Annotated in this window: 19 protein-coding genes, 1 pseudogene and 1 other annotated feature; of the genes and pseudogenes, 3 read left to right on the forward strand and 17 right to left on the reverse strand. The window is 48.5% G+C overall.

The features are described from left to right. Positions 1 to 5 precede the first annotated feature (5 nt). The 4 genes from FQV30_RS10925 to FQV30_RS10940 all read right to left on the reverse strand — a co-directional run bounded on the left by FQV30_RS10925 (position 6) and on the right by FQV30_RS10940 (position 4,245). On the reverse strand, positions 6 to 488 hold the full coding sequence (locus tag FQV30_RS10925; protein WP_186725622.1) for a prepilin-type N-terminal cleavage/methylation domain-containing protein: 483 nt from the start codon (positions 486 to 488) through the stop codon (positions 6 to 8). A 1-nt stretch (position 489) separates the two neighbouring features. Further along, positions 490 to 1,077, reverse strand: coding sequence for a type IV pilus modification PilV family protein (locus tag FQV30_RS10930; protein ID WP_146500184.1), 588 nt, complete (start codon positions 1,075 to 1,077; stop codon positions 490 to 492). 222 nt (positions 1,078 to 1,299) lie between these two features. After that, complete coding sequence (locus tag FQV30_RS10935; protein WP_186725623.1) at positions 1,300 to 3,003, reverse strand: sensor domain-containing diguanylate cyclase; 1,704 nt, start codon at positions 3,001 to 3,003, stop codon at positions 1,300 to 1,302. A gap of 48 nt (positions 3,004 to 3,051) precedes the next feature. Further along, on the reverse strand, positions 3,052 to 4,245 hold the full coding sequence (locus FQV30_RS10940; protein WP_146500186.1) for a bifunctional folylpolyglutamate synthase/dihydrofolate synthase: 1,194 nt from the start codon (positions 4,243 to 4,245) through the stop codon (positions 3,052 to 3,054). Positions 4,246 to 4,316: 71 nt separating this feature from the next. Between FQV30_RS10940 and FQV30_RS10945 the strand changes: the two genes are divergently transcribed. The 3 genes from FQV30_RS10945 (at position 4,317) to FQV30_RS10955 (ending at position 7,320) form a co-directional block, all read left to right on the forward strand. Next, on the forward strand, positions 4,317 to 5,180 hold the full coding sequence (locus tag FQV30_RS10945) for an ATP-grasp domain-containing protein (protein WP_146500187.1): 864 nt from the start codon (positions 4,317 to 4,319) through the stop codon (positions 5,178 to 5,180). Then, positions 5,177 to 5,968, forward strand: coding sequence for an ATP-grasp domain-containing protein (locus FQV30_RS10950; RefSeq protein WP_146500188.1), 792 nt, complete (start codon positions 5,177 to 5,179; stop codon positions 5,966 to 5,968). Before FQV30_RS10945 ends, FQV30_RS10950 begins: the two co-directional genes overlap by 4 nt. A 260-nt stretch (positions 5,969 to 6,228) precedes the next feature. Beyond that, positions 6,229 to 7,320 (forward strand): NAD(P)-dependent alcohol dehydrogenase, encoded by a 1,092-nt coding sequence (locus FQV30_RS10955; protein WP_146500189.1) that lies wholly within the window; start codon positions 6,229 to 6,231, stop codon positions 7,318 to 7,320. Between the two features lie 48 nt (positions 7,321 to 7,368). On the opposite strand, the gene FQV30_RS10960 is transcribed toward FQV30_RS10955, so the two are convergent. The 13 genes and pseudogenes from FQV30_RS10960 to lon form a co-directional block, all read right to left on the reverse strand. Then, positions 7,369 to 7,683: a DMT family transporter gene (locus tag FQV30_RS10960; protein WP_146500190.1), complete on the reverse strand. Its 315-nt coding sequence runs from the start codon at positions 7,681 to 7,683 to the stop codon at positions 7,369 to 7,371. Continuing rightward, entirely contained in the window at positions 7,684 to 8,025 is a 342-nt protein-coding gene (locus FQV30_RS10965) for a DMT family transporter (RefSeq protein ID WP_146500191.1), read from the reverse strand. Positions 8,026 to 8,047: 22 nt separating this feature from the next. Further along, positions 8,048 to 8,629, reverse strand: coding sequence for a TetR/AcrR family transcriptional regulator (locus FQV30_RS10970; protein ID WP_146500192.1), 582 nt, complete (start codon positions 8,627 to 8,629; stop codon positions 8,048 to 8,050). Positions 8,630 to 8,870: 241 nt separating this feature from the next. Then, complete coding sequence (locus tag FQV30_RS10975; RefSeq protein WP_146500193.1) at positions 8,871 to 11,507, reverse strand: valine--tRNA ligase; 2,637 nt, start codon at positions 11,505 to 11,507, stop codon at positions 8,871 to 8,873. Positions 11,508 to 11,602: 95 nt separating this feature from the next. Further along, positions 11,603 to 11,827 (reverse strand) — a binding site (T-box leader). Positions 11,828 to 11,848: 21 nt separating this feature from the next. Next, entirely contained in the window at positions 11,849 to 12,898 is a 1,050-nt protein-coding gene (locus FQV30_RS10980; protein WP_146500194.1) for an AbrB family transcriptional regulator, read from the reverse strand. 155 nt (positions 12,899 to 13,053) lie between these two features. Then, complete coding sequence (gene hemL / locus FQV30_RS10985; protein ID WP_146500195.1) at positions 13,054 to 14,340, reverse strand: glutamate-1-semialdehyde 2,1-aminomutase; 1,287 nt, start codon at positions 14,338 to 14,340, stop codon at positions 13,054 to 13,056. Continuing rightward, complete coding sequence (hemB, locus tag FQV30_RS10990; RefSeq protein WP_146500196.1) at positions 14,341 to 15,321, reverse strand: porphobilinogen synthase; 981 nt, start codon at positions 15,319 to 15,321, stop codon at positions 14,341 to 14,343. Continuing rightward, complete coding sequence (locus FQV30_RS10995) at positions 15,314 to 16,018, reverse strand: uroporphyrinogen-III synthase (RefSeq protein WP_146500197.1); 705 nt, start codon at positions 16,016 to 16,018, stop codon at positions 15,314 to 15,316. The genes hemB and FQV30_RS10995 overlap by 8 nt, the downstream gene beginning before the upstream one ends. Continuing rightward, entirely contained in the window at positions 16,011 to 16,940 is a 930-nt protein-coding gene (gene hemC / locus FQV30_RS11000; protein WP_146500198.1) for a hydroxymethylbilane synthase, read from the reverse strand. Before hemC ends, FQV30_RS10995 begins: the two co-directional genes overlap by 8 nt. An 18-nt stretch (positions 16,941 to 16,958) precedes the next feature. Continuing rightward, entirely contained in the window at positions 16,959 to 17,789 is an 831-nt protein-coding gene (locus FQV30_RS11005) for a cytochrome C assembly family protein (protein WP_146500199.1), read from the reverse strand. Positions 17,790 to 17,873: 84 nt separating this feature from the next. Next, positions 17,874 to 19,247, reverse strand: a complete 1,374-nt coding sequence (hemA, locus tag FQV30_RS11010) for a glutamyl-tRNA reductase (RefSeq protein ID WP_146500200.1) — start codon at positions 19,245 to 19,247, stop codon at positions 17,874 to 17,876. A gap of 380 nt (positions 19,248 to 19,627) precedes the next feature. Then, positions 19,628 to 20,209: a ribosome biogenesis GTP-binding protein YihA/YsxC gene (gene yihA, locus FQV30_RS11015; RefSeq protein WP_146500201.1), complete on the reverse strand. Its 582-nt coding sequence runs from the start codon at positions 20,207 to 20,209 to the stop codon at positions 19,628 to 19,630. Beyond that, positions 20,206 to 22,534 (reverse strand): annotated as a pseudogene (lon, locus tag FQV30_RS11020) (endopeptidase La). The gene yihA and the pseudogene lon overlap by 4 nt, the downstream one beginning before the upstream one ends. Between the last annotated feature and the right edge of the window lie 254 nt (positions 22,535 to 22,788).

A 22,788-nucleotide genomic window follows, 5' to 3' on the forward strand; every position in this document is an offset into this window, starting at 1 on the left:
CCCCTTCAATTCGAACTGGTTATGATCCTTGTGAGTGTAGTTTTTACGGTTACGGTATTTTTTTCATTGTTCAAGTCGGCCATTTTCAAAACAACTGTTGTATTGCTTTTTTTTGGCTCAAGCCCGTTGATTTGGTCAATGGGCGTACTGTCATGGGAGTCAACCGCTGTCCCATTTATCACTGTACCAGTGTAATCATATTGGCTTCCGACATTTTCACTGGTGCATGCCCCAGCAGCGGAACATTTTTCTATTTTCAATTGGTTTCCTTCAAATATTAAAGAATAGGAATGGTTTTTCCGGTGCTCATTCGCCAGCTTTGTAATAATAAAATTGGCTTCCTGCTGCAACCGGGTTTTTCCGGTTTCAACGGCAGTATGTTTGAATCCGATTGTTAACGCTGTCCAAGCAATTACAGCGATGGTCGAAACAAGCGCCAAAGCAGCAAGCAATTCAACGAGCGTTACCCCTTTCTGGTTCAACCTCATATTAGCCACCCGAACTTTCTGCAGGATCTGCATAAGCCCGATAAGATAAGAAGGAATAAGTTTCACTGCTCAATGAATAACCCCCAGAGGCAGCACCACTTTCTTTGTAAACCCTCAGATGGACTTTATGCAATTTGGTTGGCTCCAATTTCCCGCATATTCCTGGAGCCGGCTCTTCTCCGATACTGACAGGATTCAGATAAACTTCACATTTAAGGTAAATATCTGTTTCATATAAATACCCGTCGGTTTTTTTGAAACGGATAAAATCGGCGGTTTCAGAATCAACCGCATATCCATCTATCGCCATTTGATCTATGATTTTTTGTTTAGATAAATAATCAGGCATTCCAGTATCAGGAGTCACAGCACTGGGCACCAATATTTTTTTCCATTTGTCCGCTGCCACAATCTTTGCCATCTCCTGTCTCGCCAAATTCATCGTGTCCAGCTTGGTTTCCGTCTTTGCGTTGAAAAGAGTCATTTGTGGGAATATTGTCATGATGCCAACAAAAAGAATACTAAGAATTACCAATGCTGCAAGCACTTCTACAAGTGTAAGCCCTTTTTCATTATCAACACGCTTCATATCTGTCCTCCCGCATCATTCTACGCTCTTTTATATTCCTTAAATTTCCTTATAATCATATAAATAGTCCAGATTTCACCTTAAGCCTATTATTACACTTTCATTCCAATTCTGCACCGTTTATTTCTATGAAAATATGTTCTTTTCACTAATATTTTTGATATAAATTTTCACAACCATAGGAAAAAAGGCCGTAAGAAGGATTTGCCCCTTCTTACAGCCTCATTTTGCATATGCGGCCACTTTGTTGCGGCCCGCTTGTTTTGCCCCGATATATAATGCCCTGTCCGCATTTCGTATTAACGCCATACCATCGTCGCTATCGTCTGGAGCTGTCGACACGCCGATACTTAACGTTATATGAATGGTTTGTTGTTTTCGCTCTGTGTCAAGATCACTGATAATTGCAAAGGGATAGCTTTCAATACGTTTCCGAAGATTTTCCGCAAATAATAGCGCCAGGTCTTTTCCGTAGTTTGGCAAAAGAACAACAAACTCTTCACCGCCATAGCGGGCACATGTACCTTCTTCACCAACTTCTTCTTCGATAATTCGCGCGAGCTGGATCAAGATGTCATTTCCGCTTTGGTGGCCATATTGGTCGTTGATGCCCTTAAAGCGGTCAATATCCATCATGACAAGCGATAATTTAGTCAATTCGTGATTATTAACTTTCACCATTTGTTTTTCAAGCTGGGCATCCATATAGCGGTAATTATAAAGCTTGGTCAACCCACATCGTTCGCTGATTGCAATCGCTCGCTCAACGTAGCTCGCTTTTTCTAATGAAACAGCAAAATAAGTGCTAAGAATGTCCAATATTTGCAGTTGGCGAGTGGTAAACGCATACTTTTGACGAGATCCTAAAATCAAGACCCCTTCTGTTTTATTGTTTCGGGCAATCGGCATGGCCATGATACTTTCTGTATCGATAGGCAGATGGCCCGTGACAATATCCTTCCATTCCGACTTGCGGTCGTAAATAACCGATTTATTCGTTGTGACGACTTCACCGCCGACCCCTTGGTTATAATGTACCGGTGGCACAGTATTCTTGATCAACTGGCTGTTCTCATACATTCTGAGCATCTGCAATTGTTTGTCGCGAAAATCCAATACATAGGCATAATCCGCTTTGAACAAATCCGCCACTTGCAGAACAAATTGATCGAGCACTTCTTCAGTAGAAAGCCTGGCTGCTAGTTGATGGCCGATTTCCCCTGCTTTTTTCAGGTCAATATTAATTTTTTCTGAACTGTTATACATTTTCATGATCGCTGTCATAATGAAAAACGGAATACCCAGCAGCAGAAGTGCTGGAACCCCAATATAGGATTCCGAAATGTAAATAGCCAACGCATAAGGAAACACCAATAAAGTGATGGAAAAATCCCAGATAACATCAACGGAGAAAAATTTGGGGTCGGCTCCTGCTGACTTGTCATAAAAATAAAAAATCAGCTGGTTAGCAAGGAACGCAACAAACTGAAAGATAAGACCATATGCCACAACATGGGCTATTTCCATCGATCCCACTTGGCCGCCTACTGCATAAAAAGCAAACCCAGCTAAAAGAGAAGCAGTAAAAAACATGAGGGAGTTGAAAGGAATTCGAAACGACAATGGTTCGGCAGTACGGCTTCTTAATGTAACGATCAATACGGTCAACTGCGAAAAAAGAATTTCCGCTATAATTCCATATTTCAAGAAAACTGCCACTGTCGCCCACTGGACCAAATAAGCGGACGAGCCATTGATGTTCATCGGCATCAAGCAAGCAACTATAAAAAATAATAAATAAGCGAATAAGTTCCAGGAATCCATTTCTGCAGGCGGATATTCTTTATATACCAAAAACAAACCAACTGGAACGATTAACATCCATAGAGACCAAAGAACTATTTTTCTTTTGGTGGTTATAGGCATGGCATCTTCTCCCTTATAATAATCGCTCATTCGGCATGTCAAGACCCGTCAGGAATGGGGAATAAAGTTTTGAAATGTAGGAATGTCTTTATTGCGCAAGCTTGACAATAAATAGAGCGAACCCGTGACTATTGTCACTTCGTTTTTTTCTCTTTCAGGTAATATATCATACAAATTTTGAATTGTCTTTATTTTACTTTTACTTTCTTCAAATAAAGTTTCCGCTGGCAGCGCCCGTTCATTGTTGAAGTCGAGAAACGTGAAATGGTCGCTCACTTGTTCAAGTTGACGTAATATCTTTATATAGTCTTTATCTTTCAGTACGCCTAAAACAATATGGATTTTTTGATCTGGATATGTGTCTTTGATTGTTTCCACAAGCGCGTTAATGCTTGCCGCATTGTGCGCTCCGTCAAAAACCACGTCCGGATAGATTTCTTCAAATCGGTTCGGGATAACGGCATTAGCGAGGCCGGCTTCCGCTTTCGCTTCGTCATAGGCAAGTCCCAGGAGCTCCTTTGCGGCCTCTGCCGCCAGTGCAGCGTTGTGGAGCTGATGCTTGCCTTTGAGTTTCAGCTTCACTTCTGCCGGTTTTTGAGGTTCAATCACTTCAGCGTGCAGACCGTTTGCCGTTTCAATTACTAGGTTCTTCGCCCGTTCCGGCAAGTTCCCGATGACAACCGGCCGCCATTTTTTGATGATACCCGCCTTATGCCAGGCAATGTCTTCAATCGTTCCACCCAAAAAAGCGGTATGGTCGAGCGCGATGGAAGGAATGATCGAGACTTCCGGCGTGATGGCATTCGTGCTGTCATAGCGCCCCCCCATCCCGGTTTCTATGATTGTGATATCTGAGGGGGTTTTTTCGAAAGCCAGAAAGGCCGCAGCCGTCAGCAATTCAAATTCGGTAAGCGGGGTCTTGATTTTAGCGAGCTTTTCCATCGCTCGGTCCATTTCCTTTTCGGATATCGGCGAACCGTCCAACTGGATCTGGTCATGGACATCGTTTATAGCAGGCGAGAAAAAACTGTTTACGGCCAGTCCGTGCGCCCGCAAAATTCCGGCTAAAAGCACGGCAGTCGACCCTTTGCCGTTTGTCCCGGCTATATGGACGAATTTTCCGGAACGGTGTGGGTTGCCCAGTTCTTCAAGTGCGGATGTTATGGCAGACATTCCGGGTATAATTTCTGAATTAGTTATAATTTTCCATTTATCAACATAGTTGTCGAAGCCTTTTATCATGAGGCACCTTCTTTCCAGCAGAAAACATGTTACACTTTATAGCATAATTATAGCATGAAGGTGGAGTAGAAATGACAACATGTTGGGTTATTTACAACGGCAGCCTAGTTTCCGATAAGTTCGCGGACCAGGCCCGGCTGGTGGCTGAAGCAGCCGAGCGCGCGGGTGTGGCTGCCAGGCTGATGAAAAATTATGAAATGATAATGGATCTGTCATCGGAAGCGGAGCTGCCTGATTTCGCCGTTTTGCTCGACAAGGATATTTTGCTCGGCTATTTCCTGAAAAGCCGCGGCGTGCCGATTTATAACGACCCGTCAATCATCGACCTTTGCGACAATAAGGCGACCCAATATATCCGGCTGGCCGCCCTCGGCTTGCCGATGCCAAAAACCATCGTTGCGCCGAAAGTATATCCTAACTTCTCCATTCTAGAATCCGGCTATTTCGAACGTATTGCAGAAGAACTCGGCTTTCCGATGATCATCAAGGAAGGGCATGGCTCGTTTGGCATGAAAGTGTATTTGATCGAAACCGAGGCGGCTTTTTACGAGAAAGTCGAAGAGCTGCGCGGCATCGATTTTGTCTTTCAGGAATTTGTCGAGTCGAGCCGCGGCCGTGATATCCGGGTGAACATCGTCGGCGGCGAGATTGTGGCTGCGATGTACCGCCATTCCGAAACGGATTTCCGCGCAAACATCACAAACGGCGGCAAGGCCTCCCCCGTCGATTTGACCGAAGAGCAGAAAACGCTCGCTTTAAAAGCGGCGGATGCTGTAGGCGCTGTTTTTGCGGGAGTCGATCTGCTGTTCGGTGCTGATGAAGAGCCGCTTGTTTGCGAGGTCAATGCCGCTGCGCATATCCGCAATATCATGAACGTCACCGGAGTGAACGTAGCCGACGCGATGATAGCGTATATTCTGGAGGAATTGAAATGATCCTCTTGTATGGATCGGCGGATGCCAAGCGAAACATCGGCTGGATCGAAGAATTGCAGAAGTTCGGCGAATTTGAGCTTGTGATTTGGGACGACTGGTCGCCAGAAGGCATTGCCTCCCTTGCCGAAAAACTTGCCGGCGCGCTAGTGGTGTTCCGCTGCCGCCGTCCGGATGCAGCGCGCTCTTTGGAGGACGCAGGCATCCACTTGGTGAACCGGGCTGAGGTCAACCGCATTGCCAATAACAAATGGCAGACATATCAATTGTTCCTGCTGCTTGGCGTTCCTGTGATACCGACCTTTCGTGAAGCTCCCGGATTTCCGTGTATCGTGAAAACCGTTGACGGCCATGGCGGCGCCGAAGTGGAAATCGCAATGTCGCCAGAAGAACTGCCCCGTTTTGAATCGGAAGTGATTTTCCAGCCGATTGTTGACCACATGGCCGATGTGAGGGTTTATGTGATCGGCAATAGGATTGCTGGGGCTGTGAAGCGCAGTTCGACGGATTCGTTCAAGGCAAACTATTCACTTGGCGGCTCGATCCAAAGACATGCGGTGACAGCAGCCCAGGAGAAAGACGTGCTGCGCATCGCGCGTGCTTTGAACAGCGATTACATCGGCATCGATTTTTTATTGCTGCCGGATGGCCGGCATGTGTTCAATGAGATTGAAGATCCGGTCGGCGCCCGGTCGTTTTACAAGACGCACGAAGAGAACATCGCGGAATTGCTGGTGAGGCATTTGGAGGAAATCGAAAACCAATCTCCTTTTCGGAAAAAGGATTATTGAATGGGCAGTTTGCTTCGGCGGGCTGCTTTTTTGTATAGAAGTGGCGATAATGCCGTTAGAAAGCTTGAAAGTTCCTATAAGGATCCGATTTGTTCATGCAAAGGCTCTCTTTGTTCATATAGGAGCGGAGAAACTTCATGAAGAAAAAATTTTTAGCCGGTTTTTACTGTTCCGTTAAAAGCGAGCCGGCTCTTAGCGTGTGCATAGTCCGCTGGAAACGGGGTACTTTATTACAGTAAAACCAAATTAGGAGGGATCCAATGAAAATTCAAGCAGCTGTTACGCACGCATTAGGTGAGGATTTCAAGTTGGAAGAAGTGGAATTGGCGGAGCCTAAGGCGCATGAGGTGCTGGTGAAGATTGTGGCTTCGGGCGTTTGCCATACGGATGCTGTTGCCCGGGATTTGGGGTTGTCGCCATTTCCCGTGGTCCTCGGACATGAAGGTTCAGGAATTGTCGAAAAGGTCGGGTCCGCGGTGACCTCGATTTCAGAAGGCGACCATGTTGTATTGTCATTTGCTTACTGCGGGCATTGCGAGAATTGCTTGACCGGCCACCCCACCGTCTGCCTGAACTTCAACGAATTGAACTTTGGCGGCCAGATGCAGGATGGCACCAACCGGCTTCATCACCATGATCATGCGGTTTCTACATTTTTTGGCCAATCTTCATTCGGCACGTACGCTGTCGCAAATGAACGGAATGTTGTAAAAGTGGACAAGGATGTTGATTTGGCGCTGCTTGGGCCGCTCGGATGCGGCATTCAGACAGGCGCCGGTACCGTGCTGAACCGCTTCAAGCCGGAATTCGGTTCTTCGATTGCGGTATACGGCAGCGGCGCAGTCGGCCTCAGCGCCGTTATGGCGGCAAAAATTGCCGGCTGTCTTAATATCATCGCCGTCGACATCCATGAAAATCGCCTTGAACTGGCGAAAGAGCTCGGCGCCACTCATACACTGAACGGCAAAGAAGTGGATGTGGTGAAAGAAATCAAGGAAATCACTGGCGGCGGCACGCATTACGCGGTGGAGACAACAGGCGTCCCTCCCGTTGTCAAACAAGCCATCCACGCGCTCCGGCCGCTCGGTTCTTGCGCCATTGTCGGGGTGACGCCTGAAATCACGTTCGATGTCCACAACGATATCATGGCTGAAGGCAAAACGGTAATGGGCGTCATCGAAGGCGACTCCATTCCGCAAGTGTTCATTCCGCAGTTGGTGAACTATTACAAGCGCGGTCTGTTCCCTTTTGATAAATTGACAAAAGTGTACGATTTCGGGCAAATCAACGAAGCGTTCGAGGATTCGAAAAACGGATCGACGATCAAGCCGATCGTCAAAATAGCAGAATGAAAAAAGCGCTCCTGAACCACTTCAGGGGCGCCTTTTATATTCCTCTTGCTATGAGGTCAGTTTCAGCCCGACCACCCCGGCCAGGATCATGCCTATAAACAGCAGACGCTTCCAATCTTTCGATTCGCCGTACACGAACATGCCAATGAGCGTTCCGCCCACTGTTCCGATGCCCGTCCATACCGCATAGGAAACGCCCATCGGCAAGGTTTTCATCGCCAGTGACAGCAAGCTGAAACTGATGATAAACCCGCCGACTAAAACGATGTATGATTGCACTGTCTTGTATTTGATGACCCGGTTCATTCCGATGACTCCAAGCACTTCAAAACAGCCCGCTAATATCAAGTATGCCCAAGCCATTTAAATCGCCTCTTCTTTCCCGCCAGGATCCGGAGTCACCAGTTTCAAGCCGATGACCCCCGCCAACAGCATCCCGATAAACAGCAGTTTGCTCCAGCTGAAAGGTTCTCCGAAAATCACCGTTTCCACAATGACCGTACCCGCTGTCCCGATGCCGGTAAATACCGCATAAGCAGTTGCCACCGGCACTTTTTCAAGTGCTTTGAGCAGCACCACGAACGATATATAGATAAGCAAGGCGATGCCCAGCCACGCCATCAGGCTTGAAGCGTGCTTCAAGCCTGTCGCCCAAAGGATTTCAATGAGGCCCGCAACAATTACAAGCATCCAATGTAAATTCATTTTATTTTCCCCGCAATGCCTTTTATTTTCCCGATACTCCGCGCCAATAGAAATGCCAGGAAGCATCCAGCCTTTTTTCCAAACGCTCAGGACCTCCGTACAACATCTCCACGAACACACTGTCCAATACGCCCAAAAAAGCGACGGTAGCCTGTTCCGCATCAATTTTCGGGTCGAGCTGCGCTTCTTGCACCGCTCCTCTGATGATCGGTTCAAGCAGTTTCTCCAGGCCGTCCAAGTATGTATAGACTTTCTCCATTACTTCATCGTACAGATGGGCAGGGGGAAAAAAGGATATCCGCAGCCAAAATTTAGTATCGGTATTCCGCTCAAACCGTTCTTTGTGATGCAGGAGGAAGCCCTGCAAAAACTCTGCAATCGGCAAAGATTTGCTGCGCTCGATAAACTCCTTTGTGGAATCCCACTCATTCTCTGATGCGTCGCTGAACACCTGCAGAAAAAGCTCATCTTTACCTTTGAAGTAGGTGTAGATGGATTGTTTTTTGATGCCTACATCTTCCGCAATATGGGCCAATGATGTGCCGTCAAAACCGTATGAAGCAAACCGGTTTTGCGCAGATTTTTTTAACTGCTCAAGAGTCATGCCTCTCACCCTTCCGAACGTTCGTAAGGAAACTATAGCAAGCGGGCCGCCTTTTGTCAAAGCAGATGCTTTTGAACCATTAATATGCAGGAAACTACTGCACAAAATTCGTATGTGCCAGAAAAAGCTTCCGTATGCATGTAAAAACCTGAATAGTTCTTGTACGAAAGGAAAACTCATAAAGACATTATTTCCATGCATAAAAAAACCGCTTTCCATAATCGGAAAGCGGTTTGCCGTATCAAAGTGCTTTTAATTCTTCCATGCGCTTTTCTACTGTGGAATGCTTCTCCAAGTAATCGGCTTCTTTTTTGCGCTCTTCTGCCACTACCGCTTCCGGCGCTTTGGAAACAAAGCGTTCGTTTGATAGTTTGCCTTGAACAAGTTTCACTTCTTTTGCCCATTTCTCCAGCTCTTTCGATAAACGTGCAAGCTCCGCTTCCACGTCGATCAAGCCTTCAAGCGGCATGAACAATTCCGCTCCGGAGACAACGGCCGACATCGATTTTTCCGGTGCTTCGATGTTTTGGGCAATCGTCAATGTTTCCGGGTTGCAGAAGCGCTCGATATAGGCAGCGTTCGCTTCAAGAACAGCGTGCGTATTGGCGTCTTTCGCCAAGATCGTCAACGGCACTTTTTTGCTCATCGGCGACTGCACTTCCGCGCGGATTGTGCGGACTGAACGGATAATGTCCACCAGCAGCTTCATGTTCGTCGACTCGTCTTGGTCGGAAAGAGATTCGTCCACTGTCGGCCAAGCGGCAACCGTGATCGATTCGCCTTGGTGCGGCAAGTTCTGCCAAATTTCTTCCGTGATGAACGGCATGAACGGATGCAGCAGGCGCATCGTGTTGTCAAGAACATACGCGAGAACAGAACGCGTCATCCGTTTTGCGTCTTCATCTTCGCCGTACAATGGCAGCTTCGCCATCTCGATATACCAATCGCAGAAGTCATCCCAGATGAAGTTGTAAAGCAGGCGGCCAACTTCGCCGAATTCATAGCGTTCGGCGAGACCCGTCACTTGTTCGATTGTTTCGTTCAAGCGGGTCAAGATCCAGGAATCGGCTACCGAACGTTTGCCGGAAAGATCGATTTCTCCATATGTCATGCCTTCCATGTTCATCAACGCAAAGCGTGAAGCGTTCCAGATTTTATTGGCAAAGTTCCAAACGCTCTCCACTTTCTCCATCGAGAAGCGCAGGTCCTGTCCCGGGCTTGAAGCCGTTGCCAGGAAGTAGCGAAGTGAATCCGCGCCATACTGTTCGATAACATCCATCGGGTCAACGCCGTTGCCGAGCGATTTCGACATCTTGCGCCCTTCCGCGTCGCGGACAAGCCCGTGGATCAATACGTCGTTGAACGGTTTTTCTCCGGTAAATTCAAGCGCCTGGAAAATCATGCGCGAGACCCAGAAGTTGATGATGTCGTAGCCTGTCACCAATGCGTCTGTCGGATAGTAGCGCTGCAGCTCTTCGTTGTCTGCATCCGGCCAGCCAAGCGTTGAGAACGGCCATAGGGCTGATGAGAACCACGTATCGAGAACGTCTTCATCCTGCGTCCAGTTTTCAGCAGGTTCCGGTGCTGTGCGGCCTACGTAGATTTCGCCTGTTTCGTTGTGGTACCAAGCCGGAATCTGATGTCCCCACCACAGTTGGCGCGAGATGCACCAGTCGCGGATGTTTTCCATCCAGTGAAGGTATGTTTTTTCAAAACGCTCCGGCACAAAGTTCACGCCGTCTTCGCCCTTTTGCAGTTTCACCGATTCCGCTGCCAAAGGCTGCATATCAACAAACCATTGCGTCGAAAGATAAGGTTCGACAACTGCGCCGCTGCGCTCGGAATGGCCAACCGAGTGCAGATGCTCTTCGATTTTGAACAGAACTCCCATGTCCTGAAGATCTTCCACAATTTCTTTGCGGCATTCGAAGCGGTCGAGCCCTTCGTATTTGCCGGCGTTTTCGTTCATTGTGCCGTCTTCATGCATGACGAGTACGCGCTCCAAGTTGTGGCGATTGCCGATTTCAAAGTCGTTCGGGTCATGCGCCGGCGTGATTTTCACTGCGCCGCTGCCGAATTCCATATCCACATAGTCGTCAGCGACAATCTGCATTTCACGGCCGACAATCGGAAGCGTTACCGTTTTGCCGATCAAGTGCTGGTAGCGTTCGTCTTTTGGATGAACCGCAACCGCTGTATCTCCAAGCATCGTCTCCGGGCGCGTCGTCGCGACTTCGATGTGGCCCGAGCCGTCCGTCAACGGATAGCGCATATGGTAGAATGCGCCTTGCACGTCCTTATAGATAACTTCAATATCTGAAATCGCCGTTTTTGTCGCCGGGTCCCAGTTGATGATGTATTTGCCGCGGTAGATGAGTTTTTTCTCGTATAATCTTACGAAAACTTCCTGGACCGCATCGGACAAGCCTTCATCAAGCGTGAAGCGTTCGCGTGAGTAATCGAGCCCGAGCCCCAGTTTAGACCATTGCTGGCGGATAAAGTTTGCGTATTCTTCTTTCCACTTCCATGATTCTTCGAGGAACGCCTCGCGCCCTAAATCGTAGCGGGATTTCCCTTCTTCGCGAAGCTTGCCCTCAACTTTCGCTTGCGTTGCAATCCCTGCATGGTCCATGCCCGGCAGCCATAATGCGTCAAATCCTTGCATGCGCTTCATGCGAGTCAGGATATCCTGCAGCGTCGTATCCCATGCATGCCCTAAGTGCAGCTTGCCGGTTACGTTCGGCGGCGGAATCACAATGGTATACGGTTTTTTGCCGCTGTCGGGCTGCGCTTCGAAAAACTTGCCTTCGAGCCACCATTCATAGCGGCCTTTTTCAATTGCTTGCGGATCGTACTTGGTCGACATTTGTTCTGTCATTGAAAATTCCTCCTTTATAATGGTTTGCGACGCTATTATCCGGCTGATGCGGCCTTCTTGCCTAATCTGACCAAATAAAAAAACTCCTGTCGTCTTTAAAGGACGAAGGAGTTTGTTCGCGGTACCACCTTTATACACAGACCCCAAAAAGCGTCTGGCTCTCAAGTTCGATAACGGATTTCACATCCGGTTCCCGCTACTCGCATTTCACGGAAACTGCTCAGAGGTGACATTCAAATGCTTGTCCATGAAAGCCTTTCACCAGGCGGCCTTCTCTCTAAAATGCACGCACATCCTACTATCCTCTTCAACGCATCAGTATAGAATTACATCCATTGTACTCAATGATTTGTTTTAGCGTCAAGCTTTTTCACCACATAGGCGATAATAGGCGACGCCAGGAGAAGGATGAAGAACAAGCGGAACAGATGGAAGCTTGTAATAAGTGCCACATCCCCGCCGGAAGCGAGGGCCGTAATGGCCATCTCCGCCATTCCGCCAGGCGCTGCGCTCAGGAAGAAATCCAAAAAAAGATAGCCGGGCAAAAAGGCGGCCAGCATATACGCAATCAGGACCGAAAAACCGATCAGGAGCACATTATTGACAAGTATGGCCATGCCGATACGCAAATTCATCTTTTCCCTCAGCTGCTCCATTTGCAGACCAAGATTGGCGCCAATAAATACTTGGGCAAGCGCAACAAGCCAAACAGGCATTTCAAGTATATGATGGGCGGTAATGGATTGGACAAGTGCCATTGTAAAAATTGGAGCCAGCACTTCTGCAGCCGGAAAATGCATTTTTTTCATAAGCCAATAAACCAGCAGCCCCACTGCTATAGCCGCTAGGAAAGGCGGCCAGGCAAAAACGAAAGTTTCCGGAACAATTTCGCTCGCGTTCCTGCCGGCGAGAAAAATCGAAAGAAATGGAACGATGCTAATAACCATTAAAACACGGACCATCTGCATCATGGTTACGACAGTGACGTTGGCGGAATCCACTTCTTCGGCAATCACGACCATCTGGGACAACCCCCCGGGAATTGAGCCAAGGAGGCTGGTCGCCAAGCTTTCATTGGCCATGCGCCGAAACAATAAGCCAAGGCCTAGCGAAAGCCCGACAATCGCCAGCGTCATGAACGCCATATACGGCAAGTCGAACCACATAAGGGCCACAGCGTCCCTTGTAAAAGAAGAGCCGATCTGCACACCCAAAAGCACCAGTCCTGCCGTCCGTAAAATTTTTGGCCAGCGGAATTTCATGGCTGTAAATTGATTTAACAGCAATAGGATGAACATCGGTCCAAGGAGCCACGGCAAAAACATGCCCACTTCATAAAAAAGCCAGCCAGAGGCAAACGCAATCACTGCGGTTTTCAGAAAAGAATTCAAAAGGATTCCAACTTTCGTTTTACGAAATATCTTCTACTGTTATTTTACATGAAAAAGAATTCATAATCAGCAATTGAAAATGGAGTTTCAAGGAAATTTGAATTCAAAGAAAAAACCGGAACGTCTGCAATAGACGTTCCGGCTGATCCTTTCTATTATCGCGCCAACTTCGCGAAGACCGTATGGAATGCTTCGACGGTTTTGGCGATGTGTTCTTCTGTATGGGCTGTCGACAAGAACATGCCCTCGAACTGGGAAGGCGGCAAGAAAATGCCCTCTTCCGCCATCAAGCGGTAGTAATCGGCGAACAGCGCCGTATCGGATGTTTTTGCGGTTTCAAAATTGATGACCTCTTCGTTTGTGAAGAAGAAGCCGATCATCGAGCCTGCGCGGTTCACGGTGTGCGGAATGTTGTATTTTTCAGCCGCCTCGCGGAAGCCTCTCTCCAGCTGATCGCCGCGCTCGACGAATGTTTCATACGAACTTTCATCCAGGCGGGACAAGGTTTCAAAGCCGGCCGTCATGGCAAGCGGATTGCCGGACAAAGTGCCTGCCTGGTAGATCGAACCGCTCGGTGCCACGTGTTCCATGATTTCGCGTCTGCCGCCGAAAGCACCGACCGGAAGCCCGCCGCCGATCACTTTGCCAAGGCACGTCATATCCGGCGTTACGCCGAAATGGCCTTGGGCGCAGTTGAAGCCGACGCGGAATCCGGTCATGACTTCATCAAAGATCAAGACTGTGCCGTTTTCAGCCGTCAAGTTGCGAAGCTCCTGCAGGAAGCCCGGCTGCGGCGGAACAACGCCCATATTGCCTGCAACCGGTTCAACGATGACAGCTGCCAGGTCCTCCCCGTATTCCTTGAACGCCAAGCGCACGCTTTCCAAGTCATTATAGGGAACCGTTATGGTGTTTTTCGCCACCGACTCAGGAACTCCCGGCGAATCCGGCAAGCCGAGTGTCGCAACACCCGATCCCGCTTTGATCAACAAGCTGTCCGCATGGCCATGGTAGCAGCCTTCGAATTTCAGGATTTTGCTGCGGCCGGTGAAGCCCCGGGCTACACGCAGCGCGCTCATGGTCGCTTCCGTGCCGGAAGAGACCATTCGGACCATTTCGATCGATGGCACACGTTCCATCACGAGTTTCGCCAATTCGTTTTCAAGCAAAGTCGGCGCCCCGAAAGAAGTTCCGGATACAGCCACTTCCTGGATCGCTTTGACCACTTCAGGGTGCGAGTGGCCAAGGATCAGCGGACCCCAAGACAACACATAATCGATATATGTATTGCCGTCAATGTCGGTAATGGTGGCGCCGCTGCCGGAAGCCATGAAAATCGGGTCCATATTGACCGATTTGAATGCGCGTACCGGCGAGTTCACGCCGCCTGGCATCAATGTTTTCGCTTCAGCGAATGCTGCAATCGATTTTTCGTAGCCCATTTATTTCTCCTCCAACCAGCGTGCGGCATCTTTTGCGTGGTATGTCATCACGATGTCGGCGCCTGCGCGTTTCATGCTCAATAACGTTTCCAATACCATTTTCTTCTCATCCACCCAGCCGTTGATCGCTGCCGCTTTGACCATGGCGTATTCGCCGGATACGTTGTAAGCGACAATCGGCAAATCGTAGTTGTCTCGGACTTCACGGATGATGTCCAAATACGAAAGAGCCGGCTTGACGATCATGAAGTCAGCGCCTTCTTCGATATCGGAAGCTGCTTCACGAAGTGCTTCCAAGCGGTTCGCCGGATCCATCTGGTAAGTTTTGCGGTCGCCGAACTGCGGAGTTGAATGGGCTGCTTCGCGGAATGGGCCGTAATAAGCGGATGCATATTTCACGCCATATGACATGATCGGCACATTTTCAAATCCTGCCTGGTCCAGGCCGAAGCGGATTGCTGCGACAAAGCCGTCCATCATGTTTGATGGAGCGATGATATCCGCCCCCGCTTTTGCTTGGGACACTGCTGTGCGGGCCAAAAGATCAAGCGATTCGTCGTTCAGGATCACGCCGTTCTCAATCACGCCGCAGTGGCCGTGGTCTGTATATTGGCAAAGGCAAGTGTCCGCTATAACAACCAGCTCCGGGTGGCGGGCTTTCGCAAAACGGATCGCTTCTTGCGTGATGCCGTGATCGTGGTAGGCCTGCGTTCCGACTGCGTCTTTTTCATTCGGTACGCCGAAGAAAATGACCGAAGGAATGCCGAGCGACACGACTTCATCCAATTCTTCCCCTAAGCGATCCAATGAAAAATGGAAAACTCCTGGCATTGAAGAAATTTCTTCTTTCACGTTTTCGCCTTCTACGACAAAAAGCGGATAAATGAAATCCTCTTTGTGCAAACTCGTTTCACGGACCATCGAGCGAAGATTCGCAGATCCACGCAAACGGCGGTGGCGGTTGAAATTCAATTCATTCATTAAGACAACTTCCCTTCACAATTTCGTTAAGTGCATCTAGTATTGTATATTTTTCAGGAATAAAATCGACGCGGCCTCCGTTTTGAAGGATCGCGTCCCGGGTGACATGCCCGATTGCGGCCACTTTGATGCCCTGCCAGTCGCCTCCCGCTTCCCGATATGCCGAGACCGCAGAAGGACTGGCAAAAAGGACGGCGGCACCTTTCATGGCTGCCAGTTTTCTTGCATTGCCGATATTCAAAGCCGTTTCGTAAATAACCCATTCATCAACAGGCATCGGCATCGAAGCAATCGTGTTTTTGGCAAGCGATCCTTTGATAAACAGGCATCGCCCTTTGTCTGCCGCTTCCGGAAACTCTTCCGCAAACCGGTCGGCACTATAGGAACTCGGGACAAAGTCGACCCGATAGCCGTTTTCTTTCAGTACTTCAGCTGTCTTTTCCCCAACGGCTGCAATTTTACGCCTGACTGGAACATCGAGCAAACAAAACGCTTCCGCGCTGTTGCGGCTTGTGAAAATGAGCCAGTCATAGGCGCCGAAATCCGGCAGTTCCGACTGGCGGACCACCGTTTCTATCAACGGCAAATAGACCGCGTCCCCGCCTAATTCACCGACCCTTTCCATTGCTTCCACCGGTTCCTTGGAGCCCGTAAAAATAACGGTCTCCCCCCGCAGCGGCAACTTCGTGTCAGACATGGTTCTCGGCTTTGACTTTTTGGATCAATTCATAGCCGCCTTGTGAGCTGATGCGTTCCGCAACAACCCGGCCCGCTTCGATCGGGTCACGGCCAACGATGGATTCTTTGTACACTTCCAGTGAATCAGGGGAAGAGATCAATCCAGTAAATGATATGTCGCCATCGGCTACAGTCGCATAGCCTGCAATCGGCACCTGGCAGCTGCCGTCCATATCGCGCAAAAATTTACGTTCAGCGGTTACGGCAAGCGATGTGTTTTCATCGTTGACTTTCGCCAGTTCGGCAAGCAATTCCACATCGTCTTCGCGGCATTCAATGGCAAGCGCCCCTTGGCCGATCGCCGGCAGGCATTCGTCCACTTCCAAAAATTCCGTCACAATGTCATCATTCCAGCCCATGCGCTTAAGACCCGCTGCAGCCAAGATAATAGCATCGTAATCGCCTGACTTCAGCTTTTCCAAGCGGGTGTCGATATTTCCGCGGATCCATTGGATATCCAGGTCAGGACGCAGCAAAAGCAATTGAGAACTGCGGCGCAAGCTGCTTGTTCCGACAACCGCTCCTACAGGAAGGTCCAAAAATTTAACATGGTTTTTTGAAATGAAAGCATCGCGGGGATCTTCACGTTCCGGCACACAGCCGATAACCAAGCCTTCCGGCAAAACGGATGGCATATCTTTCATGCTGTGGACAGCAAAGTCGATTTCGTTGTCGAATAGCGCTTGTTCGATCTCTTTGACGAAAAGCCCTTTTCCTCCGACTTTTGAAAGAGTCACATCCACTATGCGGTCGCCTTTTGTGACGATTTCCTTGATCTCAAATTCAAACGGAGCGCCGGCCGCCTTCAATTTGTCGATAAATTGACCGGTTTGCGTCAATGCCAATTTGCTTCTTCTTGAACCTACAATAATTTTTCTCAAAATAAATCCTACCTTTCCCTAATACCAAAAATGAAAATCAGATAGCCGGCTTCCTAGAAAGAAATTGACCAGCAACAATAAATATGCGTAAATATGGACCCTTGCGTAATTCATCCCGTTCAGCGCGCCGCCTCTATGGCGGAACAATATCCAGCTATAGACAACCAGCAGGATGAACGAACCAATGATTTTAAAGTCGAGCAGCGAGAATTCAGCCAGCGAGATATATGCCCATTGAAGGCCGAGGATGAGAGAAACGAACAACAGCGAAATGCCGACCAGGATGGAGATGGTCATGCCTTGTTCGGTCTGCCCGAGCGAAGGCATATTGCTCAGCTGCTTTGTCCATTTCTTCTTTTTCAGCAATCGATAGAGGATCATATGCAGCGCCGAAAAGACGAAAGACAACGACAAAGCTGCATACGACAGGATTGCGAACGTGATATGGATCAACAGCAGTTCCGACACCAGCGTTTCTCCGATCGGCGAACGTTCGATCTGCACAGGTGCGAATGTATGGATTGTCATGAATATAAAACCGATAATGTTGATGAAAAAGACCGCAAAATCAAATTTGTAGAAAATGCGCAAGACAATCGACAAGGTCACCAACAGCCAGGCATAAAAGTAAATTCCTTCAAACAGCGTCAGAATCGGGAACCTTTGCGTTTCGATAATGTAAAACACAAGGAAGACCGTCTGCATGATCCAAACGACGCCAAGCAGCACCATGGCGATCCGGCTCGCCTTTTTCTCTTTATATAAATAATCGATAAAATAAAAAACAAGGCTGACTGCGTATAGAACAACCATAGCTTCGTGCAGCCTTGCCATTGTTATGTCAGCCATCCTATTCCCCTTCGTTTCCATAGTTAAAGGCGTTCCGTCTCTACATTTTAACATATAGATTCGAAAACGCCTCTGTTAGAAAGCTTAAAATGAATATCTGGGAGTTTCTTGTGTAGACTGTTTTTTCTCTTCGGCAGCCGCTTCAGCCTTCAACTGGACAGCTTTTGTTTGTTTTTCAAACTCTGCCTCGACTTCCTCTTCAATACCGAAGATTTGCTGGAACAATTCCAGCTGCTCGCGGGATTTTGGCGCACCGGCCATTTCCTTCGCTTGCAGGATCGGGTCTTTCAGCAACTGGTTGATGATTGATTTTGTGTGTTTGTTCAAGATTTTCTTTTCGCGGTCTGTCAGATCCGGCATTTTGTTTTCGATGCTTGCCATCGTCTCTTCCTGGATGGTCAAGGCTTTTTTGCGAAGTGCGGAAATGACAGGGACCACACCTAATGTAGTCAGCCAGTCATTGAACTGGACCGCTTCCTGATTGATCATTGAAGAAATTTCATTTGCTGCGCGTTCACGCTCTGCCAAGTTCGCTTCAACAATCCCCTGCATATCATCGATGTCATACAAAAACACATTTGCCAAATCGCCGACGCGCGGGTCGATATCGCGCGGCACTGCGATGTCCACCATGAACAACGGCTTGCCTTTGCGGATTTTTTCGATATACTGCATCAATTCGAAATCAATCACAAAATCTGTAGCGCCAGTAGAAGAAATCAGAATGTCCGCATCCAATAATGCGCACTGCAATTCTTTCATCGACTTGGCTTGTCCACCAAATTTATCGGCCAGCGTTTCGGCTTTTTCAAAAGTGCGGTTGATGACCGTCACTTGATCGGCTCCGCTTCCTTGCAAGTTCTTGATCGCAAGTTCGCCCATTTTGCCGGCGCCTAAAATAACGACATGCTTGTTTTTCAGCGTGCCGAAAATTTTCTTTCCAAGTTCAACCGCTGCATACGAAACCGATACGGCATTTTCGCCGATCGCTGTCTCCGAATGCGCTTTTTTGGCAAGCGTGATCGCCTGCTTGAAGAGTTGGTTGAATACTGTACCGGTCGTCCCGTTTTCCTGGCCGGCAAGAAAACTGTTTCTCACCTGTCCAAGGATTTGGGTCTCGCCAAGCACCATCGAATCGATGCCGGCTGTCACACGGAATAAATGCTCAACCGCCTCATCTTTTTCGTGCACAAATAAATACTGGGAAAATGCTTCCTGGGGAATATCAAAATAATTCGCCAAGAATTGCTTCACATAATAACGGCCAGTGTGAAGCTGGTCGACCACCGCATAGATTTCCGTGCGGTTGCACGTCGAAACGATGACATTTTCCAGTATGCTTTTTTGTTCTTTTAGCGCTTGCATCGCATTCGGGAGTTCGGTTTCAATAAATGAAAGCTTTTCCCGAATCTCTACGGGTGCAGAGCGATAGTTTACCCCGACTACTAGTGTATGCATGGGTCAAAACACCTTTCACGTTCCATATTTCATATCTATTAGTATACCACTTTTGTTGGTTTATAAGCCTTTCAAATGTGAACAAGCAATGAAAATACTCTTGTTTAGAATTATTATAATGTAATTTTACCAAAGGATTTATGGAACAACAAGGATATTGCTCGTAGTCGAAATAGTGAGAGAACTAAAGGGTTTCGCTCTTATATAACTGTTATAGGCAAGGGAGGCTTTTATTATTCTAGACTTGTTTGCCGCTTGTATGCACCTTGTTTCATCCGATTGGAATTTTTTTTATCGCCCTGCTTTTTATTATTTTTGAAGACAGAAAAAACTGCAGGCCTTCTCGTGTTTATCGAGTCGGCCTGCAGCTTTTTCCACGTTTACATTCTTTTTTCGATTTCCTGCCACGCGGCATCTTTTCCAAGTCCTGTTTCAGATGAGAAGACGATCAACGGATCGGTCTTTTCCATGTCCAATGTTTCCCGGACAATCTTCTTGTGCTTGTCCCATTTGCCTTTTGGGATTTTATCCGCTTTTGTCGCGATGATGATGCATGGAATGCCATAATGTTTCATGAAGTCATACATGTTAATATCGTCGCGGCTTGGCGGATGGCGCAAGTCGACAATCTGGATCACCGCCTTCAGCTGCTCGCGGCCGGTGATATAGCGTTCGATCATCTTGCCCCATGCTTCCCGTTCCGACTTTGACACTTTTGCGTAGCCGTATCCGGGAACGTCGACATAAAACAATTTTTCTTCAATTTTATAGAAATTCAAGGTCTGCGTCTTCCCCGGCTTTGAGGAAATGCGCGCCATGCTTTTGCGGCCGATCATCTTATTGATGAACGACGACTTTCCGACATTGGAACGGCCGGCCAGCGCAAATTCAGGCAAGCCGTCTTCCGGATATTGATCCGGGCGAACGGCGCTGATAACAAGTTCTACATTATGGACTATCATTTCGTTTCTCCTTCAAGTGCTATTTCTAATGCTTCGTCCGCCTGAGAAACAAGTTTGAATGTCAGTTCTTCCCGGACGGTTTCCGGAATATCTTCAATATCCCGTTCATTGTCAATCGGCAGGATGATGGTCGTCAAGCCAGCGCGATGCGCGCTTAGCGTCTTCTCTTTCACTCCGCCGATCGGCAACACACGTCCACGAAGAGTGATTTCACCCGTCATGCCAACTTCCCGGCGAATCGGCCGTTTTGACAAGGCCGATACAAGGGCCGTGGCAATCGTAATGCCAGCTGAAGGGCCATCTTTAGGAACAGCGCCTTCGGGAACATGAATGTGGATATCGTGGGATTCATGGAAATTCGGATCAATTCCGAGCGATTCGGCTTTTGCTCTTACGAAAGACAATGCGGTCTGCGCCGACTCTTTCATGACATCGCCAAGTTTACCGGTCAGCTGCAATTTCCCTGACCCCGATGACAGCGATACTTCGATTTGCAGTGTATCGCCTCCAACCGTTGTGTAAGCGAGGCCTGTCGCTACCCCGACTTGGTTTTCGGTTTCCGCCATGCCGTAGCGGAATTTGCGTTTGCCCAAATATCCTTCCACTGCATCCGCCGTCACAACCACTTGCTCTTTGTCGCCAGATACGATCTGTTTTGTTACTTTTCGGCAAATCGACGCAATCTGGCGTTCCAGCCCGCGCACACCTGCTTCCCTTGTGTAGTAGCGGACAACTGTCAGCAGCGCGTCATCTTCAAACTGCAGCTGCTCTTCTGTCAAGCCATGTTCTTTCAGCTGCTTCGGCGCCAAATGATTTTTGGCGATCATTTGCTTTTCAGCCTCTGTATAGCCAGCAATCGTAATAACTTCCATCCGGTCGCGAAGCGGCCCGGGAATCGAGCTCAAATCGTTCGCAGTGGCAATGAAAAGCACATTCGATAAATCATAAGGCTCTTCTATATAATGGTCGCTGAATGTATTATTCTGTTCCGGATCGAGCACTTCAAGCATCGCCGAGGAAGGGTCCCCTCGGAAATCGTTTGACATTTTATCAATTTCATCAAGCAGGAAAACCGGATTGATCGTCCCTGCCCGTTTCATGCCCTGTATAATGCGGCCTGGCATAGCGCCGATATAGGTCCGGCGGTGCCCACGGATCTCAGATTCATCCCGCACGCCGCCAAGCGATACCCGGACAAAATTCCGGTCGAGCGATTCCGCGATGGATTTCGCCAATGATGTTTTCCCGACGCCTGGAGGCCCAACCAAACAAAGGATCGGCCCTCTGAGCGATTGGGTCATCTGTTGGACTGCCAAATATTCAAGGACGCGTTCTTTGACGCTTTCCAAGCCATCATGGTCGCGGTTGAGCACTTCTTCCGCATGTTTGATATCCAAGCGGTCTTCAGTGGATTCCGACCACGGAAGTGTCACAAGCCATTCGATATACGTACGGATGATCCCGCTTTCCGCAGAAGCTGAAGGCAGTTTTTCATAACGGTCCAGCTCTTTGAAAGCAGCTTTTTCGGTTGATTCCGGCATGCCGGCTTCTTCGATCCGTTTTTTCAGATCGACGATTTCGCCTGACTTGCCGTCTTTGTCGCCAAGTTCCGTTTGGATCGCTTTCATCTGCTCGCGCAAATAAAATTCTTTTTGCGTCTGCTCCATCGCTTTTTTCACACGCTGATTGATGCGTTTTTCCAAGTCGATAACTTCTTGTTCATTGTGCAAGCGGGTAATGAGCATTTCCAGGCGTTGGCTGACATCAAATGTTTCTAAAATCTCCTGTTTGCCCGCCAGCTTCAGCGGCAAATGGGAAGCGACCATATCTGCCAGGCGGCCCGGCTCTTCAATATCCGCTACCGTATTATAGGTTTCAGTTGTCACTTTTTTCGACGCTTTCGAGTATTTCTCAAAATGCTCAAGCAATAGGCGCATCAGCGCATCTTGTTCTGCATCGCGTTCGTCTTCATCCGGGAAAGAAGTCACTTCAACATGGGAAAAGTTTTCTTCTTCCTCGTAATTTTTCCACTGGCCGCGCTCCAAGCCTTCTACAAGTACCCGGATCGTGCCGTTCGGCAGTTTGAGCATTTGCTTGACGTAAGCAAGCGTTCCAACTTTCTGCAAATCGTCTTTGCCGGGTTCTTCGATGCTCATTTCTTTTTGTGTTGCCAAAAAAAACGATATTGTCTTCAAGCAATGCATGTTCCAATGCAGCTACCGAACGCTCGCGCCCTACATCGATATGCAATACCATTGTAGGGAACACAAGAAGTCCGCGCAGCGGCAGAAGCGGCACACGTTTTGTCACTTTTCTCTTAGCCATGCTGAAGGCCACCTCCGGATTAGTTTCATAGTTGCTTCCATATAACGTTAAGAACCAGCATAAGCCATTATCGTCGCTGAGCAAATGCTTACGCTTTTCGATTGTCCAGTTTCGGCGCCTAGACCCTCGGGGTCATAAGCCGTCCTGCTGCTGCGGCAACAGCCTCTTTGCAGCCCGTCTTATGCCTTTCGGGTCTTACATAGGCGCCTGCACTTTTCTTCTGTCCAGTCTTTAGCGCCTAGCTCCTCGAGCCG

It is taken from the genome of Planomicrobium sp. CPCC 101110, from assembly GCF_007859395.1.
In the GTDB taxonomy this organism is placed as follows: domain Bacteria; phylum Bacillota; class Bacilli; order Bacillales_A; family Planococcaceae; genus Planococcus.

What these genes read in the sequence shown, in the direction of transcription:
- FQV30_RS10925 (WP_186725622.1), bottom strand. Translation starts at nt 488, where the DNA reads ATGAGGTTGAACCAGAAAGGGGTAACGCTCGTTGAATTGCTTGCTGCT.
- FQV30_RS10930 (WP_146500184.1), bottom strand. Translation starts at nt 1,077, where the DNA reads ATGAAGCGTGTTGATAATGAAAAAGGGCTTACACTTGTAGAAGTGCTT.
- FQV30_RS10935 (WP_186725623.1), bottom strand. Translation starts at nt 3,003, where the DNA reads ATGCCTATAACCACCAAAAGAAAAATAGTTCTTTGGTCTCTATGGATG.
- FQV30_RS10940 (WP_146500186.1), bottom strand. Translation starts at nt 4,245, where the DNA reads ATGATAAAAGGCTTCGACAACTATGTTGATAAATGGAAAATTATAACT.
- FQV30_RS10945 (WP_146500187.1), top strand. Translation starts at nt 4,317, where the DNA reads ATGACAACATGTTGGGTTATTTACAACGGCAGCCTAGTTTCCGATAAG.
- FQV30_RS10950 (WP_146500188.1), top strand. Translation starts at nt 5,177, where the DNA reads ATGATCCTCTTGTATGGATCGGCGGATGCCAAGCGAAACATCGGCTGG.
- FQV30_RS10955 (WP_146500189.1), top strand. Translation starts at nt 6,229, where the DNA reads ATGAAAATTCAAGCAGCTGTTACGCACGCATTAGGTGAGGATTTCAAG.
- FQV30_RS10960 (WP_146500190.1), bottom strand. Translation starts at nt 7,683, where the DNA reads ATGGCTTGGGCATACTTGATATTAGCGGGCTGTTTTGAAGTGCTTGGA.
- FQV30_RS10965 (WP_146500191.1), bottom strand. Translation starts at nt 8,025, where the DNA reads ATGAATTTACATTGGATGCTTGTAATTGTTGCGGGCCTCATTGAAATC.
- FQV30_RS10970 (WP_146500192.1), bottom strand. Translation starts at nt 8,629, where the DNA reads ATGACTCTTGAGCAGTTAAAAAAATCTGCGCAAAACCGGTTTGCTTCA.
- FQV30_RS10975 (WP_146500193.1), bottom strand. Translation starts at nt 11,507, where the DNA reads ATGACAGAACAAATGTCGACCAAGTACGATCCGCAAGCAATTGAAAAA.
- hemL (WP_146500195.1), bottom strand. Translation starts at nt 14,340, where the DNA reads ATGGGCTACGAAAAATCGATTGCAGCATTCGCTGAAGCGAAAACATTG.
- hemB (WP_146500196.1), bottom strand. Translation starts at nt 15,321, where the DNA reads ATGAATGAATTGAATTTCAACCGCCACCGCCGTTTGCGTGGATCTGCG.
- FQV30_RS10995 (WP_146500197.1), bottom strand. Translation starts at nt 16,018, where the DNA reads ATGTCTGACACGAAGTTGCCGCTGCGGGGGGAGACCGTTATTTTTACG.
- FQV30_RS11005 (WP_146500199.1), bottom strand. Translation starts at nt 17,789, where the DNA reads ATGGCTGACATAACAATGGCAAGGCTGCACGAAGCTATGGTTGTTCTA.
- hemA (WP_146500200.1), bottom strand. Translation starts at nt 19,247, where the DNA reads ATGCATACACTAGTAGTCGGGGTAAACTATCGCTCTGCACCCGTAGAG.
- yihA (WP_146500201.1), bottom strand. Translation starts at nt 20,209, where the DNA reads ATGATAGTCCATAATGTAGAACTTGTTATCAGCGCCGTTCGCCCGGAT.